At 61.2% G+C, this 17699-nt stretch carries 21 protein-coding genes and 3 pseudogenes; 11 read left to right on the top strand and 13 right to left on the bottom strand.

Annotation, left to right across the window (positions count from 1 at the left end; all coding sequences use genetic code 11):
* Positions 1-81 precede the first annotated feature (81 nt).
* Positions 82-657: a hypothetical protein gene (locus RHE_RS25285; RefSeq protein WP_011428096.1), complete on the top strand. Its 576-nt coding sequence runs from the start codon at positions 82-84 to the stop codon at positions 655-657.
* Positions 658-689: 32 nt separating this feature from the next.
* Here the strand turns inward: RHE_RS25285 and RHE_RS25280 are convergent.
* Positions 690-1188: pseudogene (locus tag RHE_RS25280) on the bottom strand (cytochrome c).
* A gap of 191 nt (positions 1189-1379) precedes the next feature.
* Here RHE_RS25280 and RHE_RS33855 point away from each other — a divergent pair.
* From RHE_RS33855 to RHE_RS25260, 4 genes and pseudogenes are all read left to right on the top strand, one after another.
* Positions 1380-1628 (top strand): annotated as a pseudogene (locus RHE_RS33855) (cytochrome b/b6 domain-containing protein); the annotation flags it as partial.
* Positions 1511-2335, top strand: a pseudogene (locus RHE_RS25270) (TolC family protein); the annotation flags it as partial. The pseudogenes RHE_RS33855 and RHE_RS25270, both read left to right, overlap by 118 nt.
* A 14-nt stretch (positions 2336-2349) precedes the next feature.
* Positions 2350-2637, top strand: coding sequence for a copper-binding protein (locus tag RHE_RS25265; protein ID WP_011428093.1), 288 nt, complete (start codon positions 2350-2352; stop codon positions 2635-2637).
* 56 nt (positions 2638-2693) lie between these two features.
* Positions 2694-3152: a DUF411 domain-containing protein gene (locus tag RHE_RS25260; RefSeq protein ID WP_011428092.1), complete on the top strand. Its 459-nt coding sequence runs from the start codon at positions 2694-2696 to the stop codon at positions 3150-3152.
* Positions 3153-3185: 33 nt separating this feature from the next.
* On the opposite strand, the gene RHE_RS25255 is transcribed toward RHE_RS25260, so the two are convergent.
* The 5 genes from RHE_RS25255 to RHE_RS25235 all read right to left on the bottom strand — a co-directional run bounded on the left by RHE_RS25255 (position 3186) and on the right by RHE_RS25235 (position 7124).
* Positions 3186-3554: a hypothetical protein gene (locus RHE_RS25255; protein ID WP_011428091.1), complete on the bottom strand. Its 369-nt coding sequence runs from the start codon at positions 3552-3554 to the stop codon at positions 3186-3188.
* Positions 3555-3648: 94 nt separating this feature from the next.
* Positions 3649-4071 (bottom strand): EF-hand domain-containing protein, encoded by a 423-nt coding sequence (locus RHE_RS25250; RefSeq protein ID WP_011428090.1) that lies wholly within the window; start codon positions 4069-4071, stop codon positions 3649-3651.
* A gap of 144 nt (positions 4072-4215) precedes the next feature.
* Positions 4216-4521 carry a hypothetical protein gene (locus RHE_RS25245; protein ID WP_020923106.1) on the bottom strand — a complete coding sequence of 102 codons (306 nt, stop codon included), beginning with the start codon at positions 4519-4521 and terminating at the stop codon, positions 4216-4218.
* 233 nt (positions 4522-4754) lie between these two features.
* Positions 4755-5570 carry an endonuclease/exonuclease/phosphatase family protein gene (locus RHE_RS25240; RefSeq protein ID WP_011428088.1) on the bottom strand — a complete coding sequence of 272 codons (816 nt, stop codon included), beginning with the start codon at positions 5568-5570 and terminating at the stop codon, positions 4755-4757.
* 90 nt (positions 5571-5660) lie between these two features.
* Positions 5661-7124 carry a phospholipase D-like domain-containing protein gene (locus RHE_RS25235; RefSeq protein WP_042119922.1) on the bottom strand — a complete coding sequence of 488 codons (1464 nt, stop codon included), beginning with the start codon at positions 7122-7124 and terminating at the stop codon, positions 5661-5663.
* 161 nt (positions 7125-7285) lie between these two features.
* On the opposite strand from RHE_RS25235, the gene RHE_RS25230 reads away from it, so the two are divergent.
* The 4 genes from RHE_RS25230 (at position 7286) to RHE_RS25215 (ending at position 10216) form a co-directional block, all read left to right on the top strand.
* Entirely contained in the window at positions 7286-7927 is a 642-nt protein-coding gene (locus tag RHE_RS25230; protein WP_011428086.1) for a UdgX family uracil-DNA binding protein, read from the top strand.
* A gap of 142 nt (positions 7928-8069) precedes the next feature.
* Positions 8070-8342, top strand: a complete 273-nt coding sequence (locus tag RHE_RS25225; RefSeq protein ID WP_020923104.1) for a DUF2934 domain-containing protein — start codon at positions 8070-8072, stop codon at positions 8340-8342.
* A gap of 311 nt (positions 8343-8653) precedes the next feature.
* On the top strand, positions 8654-8833 hold the full coding sequence (locus RHE_RS25220) for a hypothetical protein (RefSeq protein WP_020923103.1): 180 nt from the start codon (positions 8654-8656) through the stop codon (positions 8831-8833).
* Positions 8834-9010: 177 nt separating this feature from the next.
* Complete coding sequence (locus tag RHE_RS25215; protein WP_042119885.1) at positions 9011-10216, top strand: MFS transporter; 1206 nt, start codon at positions 9011-9013, stop codon at positions 10214-10216.
* A gap of 58 nt (positions 10217-10274) precedes the next feature.
* On the opposite strand, the gene RHE_RS25210 is transcribed toward RHE_RS25215, so the two are convergent.
* Genes RHE_RS25210 through RHE_RS25185 form a run of 6 tightly spaced genes read right to left on the bottom strand, consistent with a single transcriptional unit; the run spans position 10275 to position 15791 of the window.
* Positions 10275-10967, bottom strand: a complete 693-nt coding sequence (locus RHE_RS25210) for an amino acid ABC transporter permease (protein ID WP_011428084.1) — start codon at positions 10965-10967, stop codon at positions 10275-10277.
* A gap of 19 nt (positions 10968-10986) precedes the next feature.
* A complete protein-coding gene (locus RHE_RS25205) occupies positions 10987-11694 on the bottom strand; it encodes an amino acid ABC transporter permease (RefSeq protein ID WP_042119883.1) in 708 nt (235 codons plus the stop codon).
* A gap of 52 nt (positions 11695-11746) precedes the next feature.
* Positions 11747-12565, bottom strand: coding sequence for an amino acid ABC transporter substrate-binding protein (locus tag RHE_RS25200; RefSeq protein WP_011428082.1), 819 nt, complete (start codon positions 12563-12565; stop codon positions 11747-11749).
* 15 nt (positions 12566-12580) lie between these two features.
* Positions 12581-13321, bottom strand: coding sequence for an amino acid ABC transporter ATP-binding protein (locus RHE_RS25195; protein ID WP_011428081.1), 741 nt, complete (start codon positions 13319-13321; stop codon positions 12581-12583).
* A gap of 8 nt (positions 13322-13329) precedes the next feature.
* Positions 13330-14805, bottom strand: coding sequence for an NAD(P)-binding domain-containing protein (locus RHE_RS25190; RefSeq protein ID WP_011428080.1), 1476 nt, complete (start codon positions 14803-14805; stop codon positions 13330-13332).
* Positions 14802-15791, bottom strand: coding sequence for a LysR family transcriptional regulator (locus tag RHE_RS25185; protein WP_082239851.1), 990 nt, complete (start codon positions 15789-15791; stop codon positions 14802-14804). Before RHE_RS25185 ends, RHE_RS25190 begins: the two co-directional genes overlap by 4 nt.
* Positions 15792-15957: 166 nt before the next feature.
* Between RHE_RS25185 and RHE_RS25180 the strand changes: the two genes are divergently transcribed.
* Positions 15958-16440 carry a CMD domain-containing protein gene (locus tag RHE_RS25180; protein WP_011428078.1) on the top strand — a complete coding sequence of 161 codons (483 nt, stop codon included), beginning with the start codon at positions 15958-15960 and terminating at the stop codon, positions 16438-16440.
* Positions 16437-17012 carry a peroxidase-related enzyme gene (locus RHE_RS25175; RefSeq protein WP_011428077.1) on the top strand — a complete coding sequence of 192 codons (576 nt, stop codon included), beginning with the start codon at positions 16437-16439 and terminating at the stop codon, positions 17010-17012. Before RHE_RS25180 ends, RHE_RS25175 begins: the two co-directional genes overlap by 4 nt.
* 204 nt (positions 17013-17216) lie before the next feature.
* Here the strand turns inward: RHE_RS25175 and RHE_RS25170 are convergent, their stop codons facing one another.
* The gene (locus RHE_RS25170) at positions 17217-17699 is read right to left on the bottom strand and encodes an Lrp/AsnC family transcriptional regulator (RefSeq protein ID WP_011428076.1); all 483 of its coding nucleotides are present in this window, start codon (positions 17697-17699) and stop codon (positions 17217-17219) included.

The raw sequence follows: 17699 nt of genomic DNA, 5'->3' as shown, positions 1-17699 counted from the left end.
ATTGCCAAGTTCAGACATTGCGGCGTCGATTCTGCCGTGAGATGTTCCAGACGTTGCGGCCGAAAGCGGAGGCTCCGAACCATGCGCGACTATGTGAAAAGCAAAGATTTTCACCGACATATGCGCTCGCTGCTGGTCGCGAGATTTCAGGAGCTCGGCTGGCAATCGCAAGCGGCTGGCAAGTGCAGCTTTGTCCAAGGCAGACGAGTTTTCTGGCTACAGGTATCGCAATATTCGAACAGCCTTACCGGCGGCAAGTTTACGCTCAACCTTTCGGAAGGTGTGGGCGCCGCTGGCGATACGAGAATATTGCGCCATCTGGACGAGGCTGACCGAGCCATCGGCAAGGCTTTGGAAGAGCACATCATCGCCCGCCTTCCCCGGCCGGATCCCGATCCGGACGTCGAGGTTGTCGGAGACGACGGCGGACTTGTCTTGGTGAAACTCGGCGATCTGGCGAAAGCAAATCCAAGACAATGGGATGGTCCTTCCGACGTCTGGCTGCCCTACTTCACCAAGAGCGACCTCGACGACTGGGCCGCGTTTCTTCTGCCTCGGCTCGACCGGCTCACGCGGCTGTCCACGCCTGAAATCATCGATCCGATGATCTGGGCTAGGTGGTTTAATTGCCTCATGGGTTTGTTTCGCCGGCGATGAGCCGGACGCCGCCTGCGTGCAGGCTCCTCGCGTCAGCGCTCCATCCTGAACCGCGCATGGCAGGTCGTGCAGGTCTGCAGCATCAGGTGGAAAATGTGTTCGGCGGGAAGCGACGACAGGCTCGACGCGTTGGCGACATGGGTTCCGAGCGGTCCGCCGCCGATCGGCTCATCCGGCCGCATCCGCATGCTATCGGTCATCGCCCCGGGATTGGCTTTCGCCGCCGCGTCGAGTGCACGCGCATAGGCCCGAAGATCCCCGGCAAGACGATCGAAGCGATCACGCTCCTCGGCGATGTCAGGCTTCGCTTCCGATCTCGCATCCACAATGCCATCCGCGAAATGCCCTGGCAAGCACCTCGCCCGACTTCTCGGCGATGGTGCCGGCGGCGGCCGCGAATTCCTTCGACGAATAGGTGTTGGGGTTCCGGAACATCTCAGCCACGGTCTTCGCCGCCGCGGCCATGGGTTTCATATCGGCCTGACGGTCGCTGATGCTATCCGCACTCGCCGGTGCAACCAGCGTGGACACGGCGATGACGGCGCCGGAAGCATCGAGAACCTCGCATGTGGTTGTCCCGCCGGTCGCGCCAACGGAGAGGCAAACTGACCGACCAAAAAAGGGCGGAATGTCGGCACGCGGCGGGCGACGATCCTACAGTGCCTGAAGCGACGAAGCATTAACTGCGGCAGGATAGTTGTGGAGCATGTCCGGAGGGGATGATGAAAGGCAGCTATTCTACGACACAGATAGGCCTTCACTGGCTGATCGCTCTGCTTCTTCCCGTCCAGTATTTCACCGGCGGCAGCATCGAACGCACGCATCATGCCGCCCATATGGCCGTGACGCCATCATCCTTCGATCTCTTCCAGCACAACGTTCACAAATATGCAGGGATGTTGATCGGAGTTCTGATGGGCCTCCGTCTGCTTCTGCGCATCTTGAGTCCGCCGGCGCCGCAATGGCCGGCTTGACGGTCTGGATACAGAGCCAGGCCCGCTCGGCAGCCGCGCAGGTAAAACGCCTGCTAGCGAAAAACAAGGTCATTGATGTCGAGACTGCCGTTCAGATCACCCTGCTCAACAACAAGGGCCTGCAGGCCGCCTACGCCGATCTCGGCGACAGCGCGGCCAATGCTTGGCAGTCGGCGATGTTCATCAACCCGACCGTTGCCATCGGCATGACGGGCATAGGGACGCCGGAACTTCAGGCGTTCAAGACCATCGAGGCGATGATCACGACGAACATGCTGGCGCTCGAGACGAGGAACCGGGACGTAGCGATCGCCGACACCCGGTTCCGCCAAGCGCAACTGACCGCGGCCGTCAGGACGCTCCAGGTCGCCGCCGATACGCGACGTGCCTGGATTGGGGCGGTGGCGGCTTGGGAGACGGTCGGCCAGCTCCAGCGCGCCCAGGCAGCGGCGGACGCCGCTTCCGAACTGGCGGAGAAGCTCGGCGAGACAGGCGCGATGACCAAGGGCGCCCAGGCCCGCGAGCACGTGTTCGTCGCCGAACTTGCCGGCGAGACGGCGAAGGCCCGACTGGCGGCGCGGCTTGCCAAGGTGGAACTGACCCGGCTCATGGGCGTGTGGGGCTCGGACCTTGATTACCAGGTTCCGAACGGCCTGCCGCCGCTACCGAAATCCGTTGTTACACGGGACACTATCGAGGCCGAGAAGGAGATATGAAGATGAAATCCGCAATGATCAAAATCGGCATCGCCGCTTTGCTCTCGGCCTCAGCAGCCTTCGGTGCACTGGCTGAGGAATTCCCCAAGGGCGTCGTCAACAAGGTCGATGCCAAGGCTAAGAAGGTCACCATCAAGCATGAAGACCTGAAGAACCTCGACATGCCGGCGATGACGATGGTCTTTCGGGTCGAAGACCAGGCGCTGCTCGAAAAGCTGAAGGAAGGTTCGAGCATCGAGTTCGTTGCCGAACGCGTGAATGGCAAGCTGACTGTCACCGAGGTAAAATAACGTGCCACTGCCGCCCGGTTCAAAGCCGGGCGGCAGCACATCAAGGAGTGGAGACCATGCGCAGGAGAAGCTTCATCGCGATGGCAGCGTCCGTCCTCGCGCTCCCCGGCCGGGCAACCCTCGCCGGCCCGGCGAAGATGACGGTCTACAAGGACCCGAACTGCGGCTGCTGCCACGAATGGTCAAAGGCGATGGCCGCGGCGGGATTTTCCGTCGATGCCCGCGACACCGACGACCTCGCCGCCGTCAAGGCGCGGCGGGGTGTGCCCGCCGATCTGGAGGGCTGCCACACCGCCGTCGTCGAGAAATACTACCTCGAGGGACACGTGCCGCTCGAGGCCGTCCAGCGATTGCTGCGCGAGCGGCCGCGGCTTCGGGGGCTGGCCGTGCCGGGCATGCCGTCCGGTTCATTGGGGATGGGTGACGATCCGACGGCCTCATATGACGTTTATGCGATCCCCTCGGAGACCGGAGCGCCATACGTGTTCATGGAGGTGCGCCCTTCGAAAGGCTGAGGTCTGGGCCGATCGAGCCGCGTCGTACTGCGCTTATGAAACTGGAGCGTTGCAGAGCGCTGCCCAGAGATCGTGCTTCCAGTCGGCCCCAGGCCGCGCCGACACGTCGACCGCATAGTCGGCGGAATTGATCCGCACCATCGCGGGCGAAACGCAGCGAACGCTTGCCTGGTGTTTCCCTGCATCCCGATAGAGCACTGTCCCACCACCATCGAATTCCGACAGTATGATCACGACGTCGAAATCGAAGGTCGGGTTGCGGGCTGGTCTGCCCTCCGCCAGGCTGAGGCTCACCGAGCGGCTACTGCCGAACGAAGCGGTATGGAAAACCGAAAGCTCGGACGCCGCAGACATCGATGCGGACTGCGAGCAAAGGATCAAAGTCAAAAGGACGCGGCGCATTTACCCCTCCCGCGGTGAAATGCAGCCCGATCCTATCACATCGTCGGAGGCGGCGCGACCATTCGCACGGTTCCGAGCTACTCATCCGGGTTGACTAAGGTCGCCAGAATGCCTGCATCTCCTCGATCGTTACCTTTCCATCCTTGTTGGCGTCCACGCTGCCGAAAATCCGTTTGTGGATAGCGGTCACTTCATCGAACGAAAGCGCACCGTCGCCATCGGTATCAGCAATCGCGAACATGATCTTCATCATGGGTCCGCGCATGCCCATCATCGGCATGCCGCCCATGCCGGATCGCATCATGTTCCGGCCCATCATTCCGCCGGGCATCATGTCGGCGCCGGGCATTTCTCCCGGGCTTCCGGTCATTCCCTCCACGTCCGAAGGCGAGGTGGTCTGCGGCGCGTCTTCAGGATGGTGTGGATCCGGTCCATTAGCCTGAGCAAAGGTCATACCTGCCGTGCCGGCCGTTATAGCCCCGGCCAGCAGAACAGCGTTGCTAATCGGCACTCTCATAGGTCTTCTCCTTCGGCTGGTCACAGTTCACGCTTCCGCTGACGCGGCGGCGGGACGACTTCGAATTATGTGCTTCGCGTGCACGCCGCCGGCCCATTGACGGACGCAGCGCTTGGGCGACAGAGCCGAACGGCGCGTCGCCAATCAGCCAAACCGGCGGCTGATGACGTTGAAGATGGCTCCGAGCAATGCGCCCGCATAGCCGCCGAAAACGACGCTTTGAACCGTGCCGAGCACCACGCTCCAAAGGTCGAAGCCGGTGAGCCCGAGGTAGAACTGCAGCCACGGCCTATGGAGGCCCCACTCGGGAGCTATGAAGCCAAGAAGCATGCAAAGCAGGAACGATACGGCTGCAAAAACTGCCACCGTCGCGCTGAGAACAGGAACGGAAATTTGCGCAGGGGTCGTCGTCGGCGCATCGGAACGGGTGTGGAAGATTGTGTTCGCCATTGTGGTTCTCCTTCGGAGTTGTTGATGCCGCAAGAGTACTAGAGGACAGTAGATTCACCCTTTCGCGATGACCTTGATCCAGATCAAGAACGACACCCGGCTCGTCGAGACTACATGGCGGGTTTGCCGGAACTCCCACGAAATTGCTCGCCGCTGCGGCTCTATAGTGCGTCAGCCGCCAACCAGCTCCGCGGTTCAGACCGCAGGCCTCTGCGCGATTTTCTGGAGCTGATCTATCGGCCAGCCTGTTTCAAGTTGACAAGCGCCTTGATCGGCAAATGATCCGAAGCGGTGCGGGCGAGCGGCGTGTCATGCGCTTCCACCTCGGAGATAATCCCCTTGCGATTGGCGATGATGCGGTCGAGGGCGAGCAGCGGCAAGCCGGCGGGAAAGCTCGGGACTGCAGGCGGTAGCTCTCCGAAGGCGGATTGGAAGGTATTGAGCGAGGAGCGGTCGCCCAGCCGCCATTCGTTGAGGTCGCCGAGCAGGATGGTCGGCATCTCGTGCCTGTTGTTGATGAGTTCTACCAGTGTGCGGGCCTGCTGGGCTCTGTTATGGCGCAGCAGGCCAAAGTGTGCGGCGATGACGCGCAGCACACCGCCCTCTTCCAGCTCGATTTCGGCGACGAGCGCGCCGCGCGGCTCCAACCCCGGCAGCTTGACCTGGTGCACATCATGCACCAGCCCCTTCTTGAACAGCACGACATTGCCGTGCCAGCCATGCGCCTTGGCCATGCCGGCGACCGGCACCGGGATCAGCCCCGTCTCCCGCTCCAGTCGGCCGAGATCGAGGATGCCGGTGCGCTCGCCAAAACGCGTATCGGCCTCCTGCAGCGCGATCACATCGGCACCGATTTCATGGATCACCCGACTGGTCCGTTCAGGATCGAAGCGGCGGTCGGTGCCGACGCATTTGTGCACATTGTAGGAGGCGATCAACGTTCCGGCGCTGCGCGGCCGTGTCTCCGTATAGGCTGGATCAAGCCGCTTTTTCCTATTCCTGATCGAGGCGAGAATACTGGCCGGAAGATTTTCTTTTTTGGCGTGCATCGGAGGGCGCACTTGTTTCGTTGATCGAAAGGCTTCTCTCTCGCCAGTATAGGCAGGCAGGCTGAACTTGCCATGTCCGGGCACAAAAAATCAAAGGTAGGGCGAACCCAACCACAGCATCTTCTCGAGCAGCCGCACCGGAAAAGGTCGGGCGCGCAAGCCCTCAAGCGTCACCAGCGTTGCCGATTTCAGGGTTTCCTCGATATGCTCGTCGATCTCGGCGGCAAAGCCCTCGTTCAGCACTTCGAGATCGACCTCGAAATTCAGCCTGAGCGAACGTGGATCGAGGTTGGAAGAGCCGACATAGGCCCAGGTGCCGTCGATCGTCAAAAGCTTCGAATGGCTGAAGCTGCCGGTCGAGCGCCAGATGCGGCAGTAATTTTTGAGGATCTGATCGAATTGCGCCGTCATCGCCCGGTCGACCAGCATGAGATTGTTGAGAGCCGGCACGACGATATCGACTTCGACGCCGCGCCGCGCCGCCGTCACCAGCGCGCTGATGAGTTCGCGGTCCGGCAGGAAATAGGGCGACATGATGCGGATCGATTGACGCGCAACGGAAAAGGCGCCCATCAGCATCTTATGGTTGGTCTCGAGGCTGCGGTCCGGCCCTGAGGCGACGATGCGCATCAGGATGGGGTCGCCGGGGCTGCGCTGCGGTGGCTCGATGCGCCAGGCCTCGTCGTTCAACAGTTCGTCGGTGGTGAAACGCCAGTCTTCGGCGGCAAGATCGAAGAGATCGGCGACGACGGGGCCGGTGACGCTGAAATGCGTATCACGGGCAAAGGTCTCGCCCGTCGCCTCCTCACTGAAACCCGCCCTGATATTCATGCCGCCTGTCAGCGCAATGCGTCCGTCGACGATCAGGATCTTGCGGTGGGTGCGCAGATTGGCATAGGGCAGCCGCAAACCCATGATGACATTGCCGTTGAAGACGGCGACGGTGACGCCGCCCTCCTTTAGATGGCCGAGAATGCTCGGCACCGAATAACGCGCGCCGACGGCATCGATCAGCACCCGGACCGTCACACCCCGCTTCACCGCGGCAATCAGCGCGTCGGCGATGCGCAGGCCGATGACATCACGGTCGAAAATGTAGGTTTCGAGCAGGATGCTGCGCCTCGCTTCATCGATGGCGGATTTCATCGCGGCATAGGCCTCGTCGCCGGTCTCCAGCATGTCGATCGTATTGCCCGATGTCAGCGGGTTGCGTGTCACGCGATCGCCAAGCGTCTGCAGCGCGGCAAAGCGGCGGCCGAACTGGCTGATCACGGTCTCGGCGTCGGCATCGAACGTCTCCAGCTCATCGATCCCGGGAGCAAGCAGCAGGGCATCGCGGCGAATGCTTAGCGATTTGCGGCGGATGCGATTGATGCCGGCAATTGCATAAAACAGCGCACCGACAACAGGCGAGAGGATGATGACGCCAACCCAGCCGATTGCCGCGCGCACCTCCTCCTTGGTCATGGCGGCATGGATCGCCGCCGCGGCTCCCATGGCGATCGAAACGACAAAGAGGATATGCGGCCAGTATGTCGACAGGAGATAGAACATCGCTGGCCAATATAGCCGCGAAACGACGGCGTTCAATTATGTCGCCGCTCCCCCATGGCGCGAAATTTTTCCTCGGGATTGTTTTGCCGGGAATCCCCGTTCGATCGCGGGAACAATCCCGGTTGAGATCGATTCCTCCTCAGGAGATGAGGATCGTCATCATGAACATCGCCGCAAACATCGGCCCCGCCTTGGCGCTCGAAGTCGCGGATGCAGAAAGCATTGCCGAACTCCGGCATCAGGCCGAGGACTGCACCCGCTGTGACCTCTATCGCAATGCGACGCAAATCGTCTTCGGTGAAGGTCCGGGAAAGGCCGAGATCGTCCTAGTCGGTGAGCAGCCGGGTGACCGGGAGGATATCACCGGCCGGCCCTTTGTCGGCCCGGCAGGCCATCTGCTCGACCTCTGTCTCAATGAGGCCGGCTTGGACCGTCAACGCTGCTACGTCACTAATGCCGTCAAGCACTTCAAGTTCACGCCGCGCGGCAAACGGCGGCTGCATGCGAAACCCAATGCCGGCGAGATAAGGCGTTGCGCTTGGTGGCTCGGCGCGGAACTCAACATCCTGCAGCCGAAACTCGTGGTGGCGCTTGGCGCAAGCGCCCTCTATGCGCTGCTCGGGCCGAAGGCGAAATTGACGCCCGAGCGCGGTCATATCCTGCAGCCTGCAAACCATCCGCCGGTTCTGGTGACCATCCACCCCTCCTATCTCCTGAGAATCCGCGATGAGGCCGAGCAGGACAGGCAGCACCAGGCATTCGTGTCAGATCTGCACAGGGCGGCGGAATTTCAGCTTCGGTGAATGCCGATTCTCAACCTTGATATGCTGCAATGCGAAATATTTGCGGTTGCAGTTCGATTTCGCTTGAAACCGCGCTGCTCCTCTGGAACCATCCTGACAGTATCGCGTTCGAACGACGGCAAAATGTGACTGGAGATCAGCGATGGCAGAAACTCGGGAAGAGTGGATCAAAAAACGTGCATACGCCCTCTGGGAAGAAGAGGGCTATCCGACGGGGCGGGATTCCATCCATTGGGAACAGGCACGCCACGAGCGCGACGCGCTCGAAGGCTCTCCTGCCTCTTCCAACGGCAAAGAGGCTAAACCCAGGGCCAAGCGCGCCGCAACGACCACGAAGGCCGCCCCAGGCGCCAAGACGAACGGCGTCGTCACGCCGGCGCCCAAGCGGACTGCAAGCCGCAAGACGGCGACCTGAATATTGAAAACCGATGACATTGTTGAAAGGGCGTCGCCGTGGCGCCCTTCGGCCTCTCTTTGTCATACGTTTGAATTAGTTGTGTTATATGGAAGCTTGCAGGCGGGTTTCCGCGCGGGGGGTGAACAAGGGCCGGATGACGCTGCAACCTATGACGCTTCCAAAAATTTTGAGCCTTCGCCCGCAACGCGGGAACAAGACCATACAAAATCTGTTTATGGCGACACGAGGGAAGCAGCCATGAACGAACGTACCAAAATGCTCTTGATCACGCCTCTGCAACTCGCGCTTCCAAGGTAGTCGTGTGAGCCATGGAAATATCGCTCCTGCTCATTGCCGCTCTGCTTTATCTCGGTCTGGCGCTCGGCTTCGTCCTCATCGTAGACAACCTCGTCGGACTGGTTTTCCGTGATCCCCGTACGCCCCTGCAACTTCCTTCCTTCGACATCGGCCGCGCGCTCGCAGCGTCGCAGAAATTTTACCGGAAATAACGGCACTCAGCCGCCCCCTGCATGAAAGGCGGATGGATAGCGGATCGGCCCCGAAAATCGGAATCGATTTTCGGAAGCACGATGCATAGTTTCAGAGTGCTGGAACGTCCTTTCTGCTTCCGAGGGACCTATGGCGCTTTAGAGACAAGGGCTCGACGCAGGATGAGATCGAGGACAATGGGACAGGGGCGAAGCGTTCAGCCGGCGACATGGCTTTTTGCGGCGCGCTCCTTGCGAGACTTCGGCGACGGCTTCGTGGCCATCCTGTTGCCAGTCTATCTCCTTGCTCTTGGATATTCGCCCCTGCAGGTCGGCTTCATTGCGACGGCATCCCTCTTCGGATCCGCACTTTTGACGATCATCATCGGATTTCTCGGCGCGCATCATGATCTCCGCCGCCTGCTTTTGGCAGCCGTCGGCCTGATGGTCGCCACCGGTGTCGCCATGCCCATGATCAACGACTATGCGCTGCTGCTCGCCGTCGCCTTTGCCGGCACGATCAATCCGTCGGCAGGCAGCGTGAGCATCTTCGTGCCACTTGAACATGCGGTCCTTGCCCGGGAGGTGACCAACGCCGATCGAACGAGAATGTTTGCGCGCTACAGCCTGGTCGGGGCGCTCGCAAGCGCCGGCGGCGCGCTTGCTGCGGCGCTGCCTGACGTCATGACGCGGCTCGGGATGACGCAACTGAGTTCGATCAGGCTGATGTTCGTTCTCTACGCGTTCGTTGGCATTCTCGGCGGCCTTCTTTATGCCCGCATACCGCCTCGCCCGGTGACGCACGAAGACCACAAGCCTGCGGCGCTCGGACCTTCGCGCGCCATCGTCCTGAAGCTCGCAGCCCTCTTCAGTCTCGATGCCTTCGCTGGAGGTTTCGTTGTCCAATCCTTGCTCGCGCTGTGGCTGTTCGAACGATTCGATCTTTCGCTGTCCGAAGCTGGGGTGTTTTTCTTCTGGACGGGCGTGCTGTCGGCGTTTTCGTTTCCTGTCGCCGCCCGGCTATCGAAGCAAATTGGACTCGTGAACACCATGGTGTTCACCCACATTCCATCAAGCATAGCTCTCGGCCTTGCCGCATTCGCACCCACCTTGCCGTTGGTGCTTGCCTTGCTGCTGGTTCGGGCGGCGCTTTCGCAGATGGACGTGCCAACCCGTTCTTCCTACGTGATGGCGGTTGTCACCGAGGCAGAGCGAGCCGCTGCCGCTAGCTTCACATCCGTGCCGCGCAGCCTCGCATCGGCGGCCAGCCCTGCGCTGGCCGGTGCTCTTTTCGCCGCCTCTTATCGGGCTTGGCCCCTTGTCATCTGTGCCGGCCTAAAGATCATATACGACCTCCTGTTGTTGCTGCAGTTCCGTCACCTCAAGCCGCCTGAGGAATCCTGAGGTGCACTGCCTACCGCGGGTGGGAAGTACATCGTCCGCTGCAGCGGCGCATGCCCCATCAGGTCCGTACTCTGAGAGCTCGCTCCGTTCTGTCGGCGATTTGGGTCACGGCATAGGCGATCACCATGTAGATCACCACCGCGACCAGGAAGGCTTCGAGATAGTAGAAGTTCAGCGCCGCGGTCAGCTGCGACTGTGCGAAGATGTCGACTACTTCGATAGCGAAGCCTAGCGACAGCGCCTTCATGATCACCATGAAGGAGTTGGCGAGATCCGGGATTGCCGCGACGATGACCTGCGGCAGCATGACCCGGCGGAAGAGCTGCCTCTTCTTGTAGCCGAGCGAATAGGCGGCGTCCGCCTGCCCCGTGTCGAACGAGTTCAGCGCGCCCTTGACCACCTCCGCCTGGAAGGCCGCGACACAGGCCGTCAGGGCGACGATGAGCGTCACCCAGTTCGGCGTCGAGTGACCATTGTACTCCACACCGACGAGCGACGTCAGGAACTGCAGCGCCGACGGAAGTCCATAATAGGCAAGGAAGATCACCACCACCATCGGGACCCCCTTGAACGCCACCTTGTAGGCGACGACGAGCTGGCGAAGGACGGGGACCCGACGGTACTCGACCATGGCGAAGAGGCTGCCGATGATCGTCGAAAGCACGAAGATTGCGAGCGCCATGGCAAGCGTCAGGGGCACTGCGCCCAGGATGTCCCGGAGGTCGGGAAGAAGAACTTCGATATCGAACATGGTGTGCTCCTTCCTTGGATCAGACGCTTGCCATCAGCGCGGGCCGGGCGGGCGCAGCACTCGGAGCGAACTTCGCGGAACGAAGCTCGAAGAAACGGACGATCAGCCAGGCGGCCAGACAGAGGACCGAATAGAGCACCGCCAATACGAGGTAGGTTTCGAACTGATACTGGTTGTAGTCTCGCTCCATGACGAGGTGGGCGGTCGCCATCACGTCGGCCGCGCCGATGTACATGACCAGGGCCACGTTATGGATGAGGTAGATGATCGAGTTTCCGTAGCCGGGAAGCGCAATATGCACCGCCTGCGGCGCGACGACGCGCACCAGCTTCTGTCGGAACGTATAACCGAGGCTGTCGGCCGCGTCATGCTGCCCGCGCTCGACGGCAAGAAAGGCCGGACGCATGACTTCCGACAGATAGCCGCCGTGATAGAGGCTGAGGCCCAGGATGGCAGCGATCGTCGGCGAGACGAAGTCGTCGATGCCGAAAAGGCCGACAAGCACCGGAAGACCATAAAAGGCCACGAACAGCTGCAGAACCACAGGAACGCTCCGCGCGTAGGACACATAGAGGTCGGCCAGCTGGCTGATCACTGCAATCCTGCGCACGCGGAACGTCGTCGTAATCAAGGCCAGCACGAAGCCGGCGATCATCGCCGTGAACGTGATCGCAAGCGTCAGAGGCAGCGCCGAGAGCAGCTCCGGGATCATGATGGATAGGTCCACTTGGGAACACTCCTTCTGTCAGTCAGTGGCCTGGTCGCCGGCTTCGAAGCCGTTACTTCATGTAGGTGGTGATGTCCTCGCCGAACCATTTCTGCGAGAGCTTGGCGAGTGTGCCGTCGGCCTTGAGCTCCTTCAAAGCCTTGTCGATGCCGTCGGCGAGCGCCTTGTTTTCTTCCGAGCGGTGGATGAGCACGAAGGTGTTGTTGATCGCGACCGGCTCACTTGCCTGGACGTTCAGCTTCTGCTGGTCGATCACCGTCTGCTCGCCGAGATTCGATGGCAGGACGAGCGCATCATACTTGCCGTTCTCGACCTCCTTCAGGCGATCCGGATAGGGAATGCCGGCGCTCGAAGCGGTGATCTCGATCTTGTAGTCGGGGTTCTGTTCCTGCCATGCGGTCGCGAACTTGTAGATGCCACCGCCGGCCGTCACCGGCACGATCTTCTTACCGACGAGATCCTTCATCTCTTTGATGCCGCTGTCCTTGCGGCTGTAGATCTTGATCAGGCTGGCGCCGATCGGCGCTTCCGGAATGAGGAACTGCTTCTCGCGGGCGGGCGCACGGTAGTAGCCGCCGGTAGCGATATCGTATTTGCCGGTCGCAAGACCCGTCTCCTGGGCGATATCGGCAGCGCCTTCCATCACGAACTTGTACTGCGGCAGCTTGGCGTTGATCGCCTTCAGGACGTCGGGCTCGTAGCCCTGCGGTTCGACGCCGATCGCGCCCCAGGAGAGGGGCTTGGATTCCGCCGCGGTGGCGATCTTGATCGTCCGAACATCTTCGGCGAAGGAGGCGGTTGCGAACGCGATCGCGACGCCTGCTACGGCGAGACCGAGACCACGGCGCGAGATTGAACTCATGGAAGTCATTTCAGGCATCCTTTCTTACTGGATCGCGCGTTCGGAATTGAGAAACTGGGCGAGGCGCGGGTTGGAAGGCGAATCGAAGATTTCAGACGGACTGCCGTCGGCTGCGACGACACCCCGGTCCATGAAGACGATGCGGTTTGAAATGTTCTTGGCGAACTGCATCTCGTGCGTGACGAGAAGCGAGGTGATGCCCGAGGTGGTGACATCCTTGATCACCTTGAGGACCTCGTTTACGAGTTCGGGATCGAGCGACGAGGTCGGCTCGTCGAACAACATCACGTCCGGTTTGACCGCGAGCGCTCTGGCGATGCCCGTTCTCTGGAGCTGGCCGCCGGAAAGCTGCGACGGATAGTTGTCGAGTTTGTCTGAAAGCCCTACCCGCTCGAGCTCCTGCAGCGCGATGGCGCGGGCTTCGTCCCTCGCCTTGCCCTGTACGACCACCAGCGGATCCATGACGTTCTGGATGACCGTCATGTTCTTGAAGACGTTGAACTGCTGGAACACCATCGCGGTGCGCAGACGGATCGCCCGAACGGCAGCCTTGTCCGGCCGCGCGAAGTCCATCCTGATATCGTCAAGGGCAATCGTTCCGGATACCGGCTTCGCAAGGTGGTTGATGCACTTCAACAGCGTCGTCTTGCCGGTTCCGCTGGGACCGATGATCGAAACCACGTCACCTCGTTTCACCGAGAGATCGACGCCATTCAGGATCTGGGTGCGACCGTAAGACAGCTTCAGGTTCTTGATCTCAAGCATTGCGGGTCTCAGGTCCTTTCGGAAGATAGTTCGGGAAGCGCTTCGGTATTGTCATCGGCCCATTCGTCTCCGAGAAGTTCCGGCGTGTCGAAGGCCTGCAGGTTTGCGAAGTGCCTTTCACGGTCGGCAACGAAGAGCGATCTGACGATGCCGCGCGCCAGGCGGTCCGCGCCCTCGCTGATTGCGGGAATGTCACCTGTGAGCTTGCCGTGGCTGAGCGTCGCCGGGAAATTGAAGCAATGGATCTTCGCCAGAGCCGGGCACGAGCCCGGTTCCCGCTCACGAAATTCGAAAGCCTCTCCGAGATCGGGCGAACCTTCAAGTTCCGCATTCGCCATCCCGGCCGGCGTCGGAAAGCGGTCTCGCCAGAAACGGATGCATGGTTCCAAAGCGGCCAGTTCCGGCCGATTGCTCAGGTCGATCTTGAAGCCCGTGCCGAAGATCAGGAAGTCGACCGGGTAGCTTGCGCGACGGGTGGTCACAACGACATGGTCGTCTTCCTGGCGCAGCCCGCCGATTGGGCTTTCGAGATGAAGGTGAGCCTGCTCGAATGAACTGACGCGCAGCACGCTCGGGCGTGGCGGCGGCGTCTGCTGGCCCATGGCATAGTTCAGGAAGCGCCACTTCCACTCGTCGGGAAGGCCTGCAAATCCATGCACGACCCCTTGGCTGCCGATGCCGGTGAACTTGTTGATCCGCGGCAGCGCCTTCCGGCGGACGAACATATCGAGACGGGCGGCTCCGGCTTCGAGCGCGGACGCCGCGTTGTCCATCGCCGAGGCGCCGGCGCCGATCACGCCAACCCGCTTGCCGCGGAGCGCCCCAAAATCGATCTCGTCGGCGGTGTGCGCCCAGAATTTTCTGTCGATATGTTCGGCGATGTCGGGCACGTAGGGGCCACCGAGGCCGTCGCGCCCGGTTGCCAACACGACGTGGCGGCAGATAACCGTTTCCTTGGCGTCGCCCTGGCTGCAGAGGAGGTCGAGCATGCCGTCCTCGCGCGGGAGGATCGCATCGACCGTCACGCCGTTGCGCACCGGCAGCTCCAGCACCTTTCGATACCAGATCAGATATTCCATCCACGTCTCGCGCGGCGCACGCTCGAGCGCGTCCCACGCATCACGGCCGAAGCGCGCTTCGTAATAGGCCCGAAAGGTCAGCGCTGGCAGGCCCATGGCAGGGCCGGTAAGCTGTTTTGGCGAACGAAGCGTACGCATCCGGGCGAAGGTGGCCCACGGACCTTCGCGGCCAGCAATTGCCTTGTCGAGGACGACATGGTTGGCAACGCCGAGACGCTTCAGCATTCCGGAGGCAACGAGACCCGCCATGCCGCCGCCGATGATGACGACGTCGGTGACGGGCTGGCCATCGACTTCACGGGCGGGAACCCAAGCCTTGGCAGGCAGCTCCAGCCAGGCGAGGTCCTGACGCAGACGCGCTTCGAGGGCGTCAAGATTGTCAGGATGTGTGGCAAGCTCGCTCATGCAGGCGCTCCTTCGGGAATTGCCGCCTGCCCGTAAACCGTGTCCGCCAAGGTTTCGATACCATTTGCCTCCAGCAGGCGGCAGCCGGGCATCTTCAGCGCTTCCGTCCGCGCGGCATCGATTGCGGCGGCGACTGTCGGCGCGAGCGGCAACGCCGCCGCGGAGATCGCACCGAACAGGAACGGGATGGCCTGGTCGAGCGCGCGCATGACGATGCCATCGAGGGGCACGCCGCAGACGGTCGCCGGCTCGACGATGGCAATGCCAAGTCCTGCGCGCACCAACGAGAGGGCAGTCAGCGAGGCGTTGACGTCGATGATGCGATCCGGCGCCACCCCTGCCCGTTCCATCGCCTCGTCGACGCGATGACGAAGCCGATAGGGGTTTGCGAGCGTGATGATGCGATGCTCCGCGAGATCGGCCAGGCGAACGACGTCATTCGCAGCGAGAGGATCGTCGGCGCCGATGGCGATCACGCACGGTGCTTCCGCGATCCAGTGGATGTCGAGACCGGGATGTTCGAGCGGCAGGCTTGATATGCCAAGATCGGCCGACCGGGCGAGAACCGCCTGCACGACGTTTTCGGCGGCGAGCGCCTGGACGTGGAGATGACGCGGGATCAGGCCGGGCGAGAGGGCCGCCAAAGCCTGCGGCAGGATTCCTGCAGCAAGGGATGGCGTTGCGGCGATGGTCAGGGTCGCGGGCTCGTCGAGACCGATTGCCTCGGCCCGTTCGCGGATGTGCGTCAGGCTGGCGAGATGACGTTCGACCTCGGCATGGAAGCGTAAACCGCGCGACGTCGGCTGGATGCGCGGACCGCTTCGGTGGAGGAGCGCATAGCCCAGATCGGCCTCCAGATCCTGGATCTGCCGGGTCACGGCCGGCTGCGAACGGCCGAGCAGCCGGGCTGCACCGGTGACGCTGCCAGCCGACATCACTGCCGCAAAGGCTTCGAGCTGCCGGATGTCGATCGGGTTTTTATTCATATGCAACATGAACCACCCCCATCCATGCTTTGGAAGCATGAGCCTTCCATAACTTGAGCGGATAGTAGATTATTATTTCGCATTGATTGCAAGCCTCAATGCTATTTTGACATAATGAACTTTTCACCTATCTAATACTCTCCCGCGAGATGCAAAGGAGCCTGCCTTGACGCTTATCGAAACTCTTACCGCCGTCAGACCCGGCTCGGCCCTTGCCGAGGCCATGGAAAAGCGCGCGGAGATCCTGCGTCTCAGCGAAGCCGCCCACGACGCAGTCCTCCTTCCGCGTGATCCCGGTGGCCTGTCGCATGGCCTCAGGGCGGCGCTTGCCGCCCGTATGGCCCGTCATAACCACAATGAAAAACTGGCGAAGCACTACGACGAACTGGTAAAACGTGCCGCCGAGACATCGACAGCGCCGCTCGCCACGCCAGGTACTAGCGCAACCGATGAGCGCATCGCAGAGATCGTCCGCCATGCGGACCGACTGACGGTGGCGCCGCGGGAAGCGACCCGCGACCACATAGAACGATTGCGCAGTGCGGGAATGACCGACGCCGACATCGTCCGGCTGTCGGAGCTTGCGGCCTTCGTAAATTATCAGGCTCGCGTCATTGCAGGGCTGGCGCTGATCGGAGGAAGACAATGAGCGAAGTCGTCCATACCTTCACCACTCAGGTTCCGCGCTGGCAGCCTTATGTCATTCCAGTCGATCTTGAAACTGCGACCTCCGAGCAGCGGGAGGCAATGCAGGTCACGCCCTCCAACAAGGGCATCTCCCCCTACGTCCTGACGCTTGCGCATGACCCGGAATCCCTCGCCGTCCGCTCACCCCTGTTCAACCTGATTATGTACGGGAAGGACGGGCTTTCTCCGGGAGAACGCGAACTAGGCGCCACTGCTGCTTCCGTGGTCAATCGCTGCGTCTACTGCGCCGCCGTGCATGCCTCCCGCTTCATCAGCCATACCAAGCGGGCTGACGTGATCGACGCCATTTTCGCCGATGGGCTCGACGCCGAACTCGATGAGCACCTTCAAGCCATCTTCGATTTCTCCGCACATCTGTCGACGACGCCGCCGGAAGCAACGCAAGCTGACGCGCAGGCGCTGACGGACGTCGGTCTTTCCGAGCTTGAAGCCCTGGACCTCGTACTGTCGTCCGCCATATTCGGCTGGGCGAACCGGCTGATGCATACGCTCGGCGAACCAGTAATGGACTAGGTGCCTCGGCAGGCAGAAGGCCCGCATCGCGTCGCGGTCTGGAGTTGATCCGTCGCGCCCGGACGTGAACTCGTCGTAGCCAACGACGACACGGCGGTGCGACGGGGCAGTGTGGCCGCTGGCATTCGTACCTAACCCCGGAATTGTGCGGTCAGGTTTGAGTGCCACGCCGCTCGGGGGTGCACCGCGGAACCGGCGCAGGCGTTACCGCATGCGCATCAGGTCCACAGCGCGATTGCTTATGATTGCTTCCATCGAAAAATAGCCAGTCACTGTCGCAAGATCGAAATTCGTTATCAGCTTCTGGTAGAAAGCGTCATAGCCCGACATTCCTTTGGTGATGACCTTGATCAGGTAGTCCCAGTCGCCGCCTATTCGGTAAAAATCGACGACTTCCGGCATCCGGTCGACGTGCTTGCGAAAATTTTCCGACCATTCCTTTGAATGATGGCGAGTTCGGATCATGACGATCACCGTGAGATCAAAACCGAGCACCTCGAAATCGATGGAGGCGCGCGATCCTTTGATGACACCTGTCGCGTAAAGGCGCTGAAGCCGGCGCCAGCAAGCATTCTGCGACAGTCCGACCTGCTCGGCCAAGTCACGTTGAGAAAGCGAAGAATCCCGCTGCATGCACGTCAGAATTCTCAGATCAATTTCGTCAATTTTCAAACTGTTATCGATCAT

Source organism: Rhizobium etli CFN 42, assembly GCF_000092045.1.
Taxonomy (GTDB): domain Bacteria; phylum Pseudomonadota; class Alphaproteobacteria; order Rhizobiales; family Rhizobiaceae; genus Rhizobium; species Rhizobium etli.
Note: the sequence above shows the minus strand (reverse complement) of the source record. Positions and strands in the feature narration are given on the sequence as shown.

Bases quoted from the DNA above. Each gene is read 5' to 3' on its own strand.
- RHE_RS25285 (WP_011428096.1), top strand. From the start codon at position 82: ATGCGCGACTATGTGAAAAGCAAAGATTTTCACCGACATATGCGCTCG.
- RHE_RS25265 (WP_011428093.1), top strand. From the start codon at position 2,350: ATGAAATCCGCAATGATCAAAATCGGCATCGCCGCTTTGCTCTCGGCC.
- RHE_RS25260 (WP_011428092.1), top strand. From the start codon at position 2,694: ATGCGCAGGAGAAGCTTCATCGCGATGGCAGCGTCCGTCCTCGCGCTC.
- RHE_RS25255 (WP_011428091.1), bottom strand. From the start codon at position 3,554: ATGCGCCGCGTCCTTTTGACTTTGATCCTTTGCTCGCAGTCCGCATCG.
- RHE_RS25250 (WP_011428090.1), bottom strand. From the start codon at position 4,071: ATGAGAGTGCCGATTAGCAACGCTGTTCTGCTGGCCGGGGCTATAACG.
- RHE_RS25245 (WP_020923106.1), bottom strand. From the start codon at position 4,521: ATGGCGAACACAATCTTCCACACCCGTTCCGATGCGCCGACGACGACC.
- RHE_RS25240 (WP_011428088.1), bottom strand. From the start codon at position 5,570: ATGCACGCCAAAAAAGAAAATCTTCCGGCCAGTATTCTCGCCTCGATC.
- RHE_RS25235 (WP_042119922.1), bottom strand. From the start codon at position 7,124: ATGTTCTATCTCCTGTCGACATACTGGCCGCATATCCTCTTTGTCGTT.
- RHE_RS25230 (WP_011428086.1), top strand. From the start codon at position 7,286: ATGAACATCGCCGCAAACATCGGCCCCGCCTTGGCGCTCGAAGTCGCG.
- RHE_RS25225 (WP_020923104.1), top strand. From the start codon at position 8,070: ATGGCAGAAACTCGGGAAGAGTGGATCAAAAAACGTGCATACGCCCTC.
- RHE_RS25220 (WP_020923103.1), top strand. From the start codon at position 8,654: ATGGAAATATCGCTCCTGCTCATTGCCGCTCTGCTTTATCTCGGTCTG.
- RHE_RS25215 (WP_042119885.1), top strand. From the start codon at position 9,011: ATGGGACAGGGGCGAAGCGTTCAGCCGGCGACATGGCTTTTTGCGGCG.
- RHE_RS25210 (WP_011428084.1), bottom strand. From the start codon at position 10,967: ATGTTCGATATCGAAGTTCTTCTTCCCGACCTCCGGGACATCCTGGGC.
- RHE_RS25200 (WP_011428082.1), bottom strand. From the start codon at position 12,565: ATGACTTCCATGAGTTCAATCTCGCGCCGTGGTCTCGGTCTCGCCGTA.
- RHE_RS25195 (WP_011428081.1), bottom strand. From the start codon at position 13,321: ATGCTTGAGATCAAGAACCTGAAGCTGTCTTACGGTCGCACCCAGATC.
- RHE_RS25190 (WP_011428080.1), bottom strand. From the start codon at position 14,805: ATGAGCGAGCTTGCCACACATCCTGACAATCTTGACGCCCTCGAAGCG.
- RHE_RS25185 (WP_082239851.1), bottom strand. From the start codon at position 15,791: ATGAATAAAAACCCGATCGACATCCGGCAGCTCGAAGCCTTTGCGGCA.
- RHE_RS25175 (WP_011428077.1), top strand. From the start codon at position 16,437: ATGAGCGAAGTCGTCCATACCTTCACCACTCAGGTTCCGCGCTGGCAG.
- RHE_RS25170 (WP_011428076.1), bottom strand. From the start codon at position 17,699: ATGATCGATAACAGTTTGAAAATTGACGAAATTGATCTGAGAATTCTG.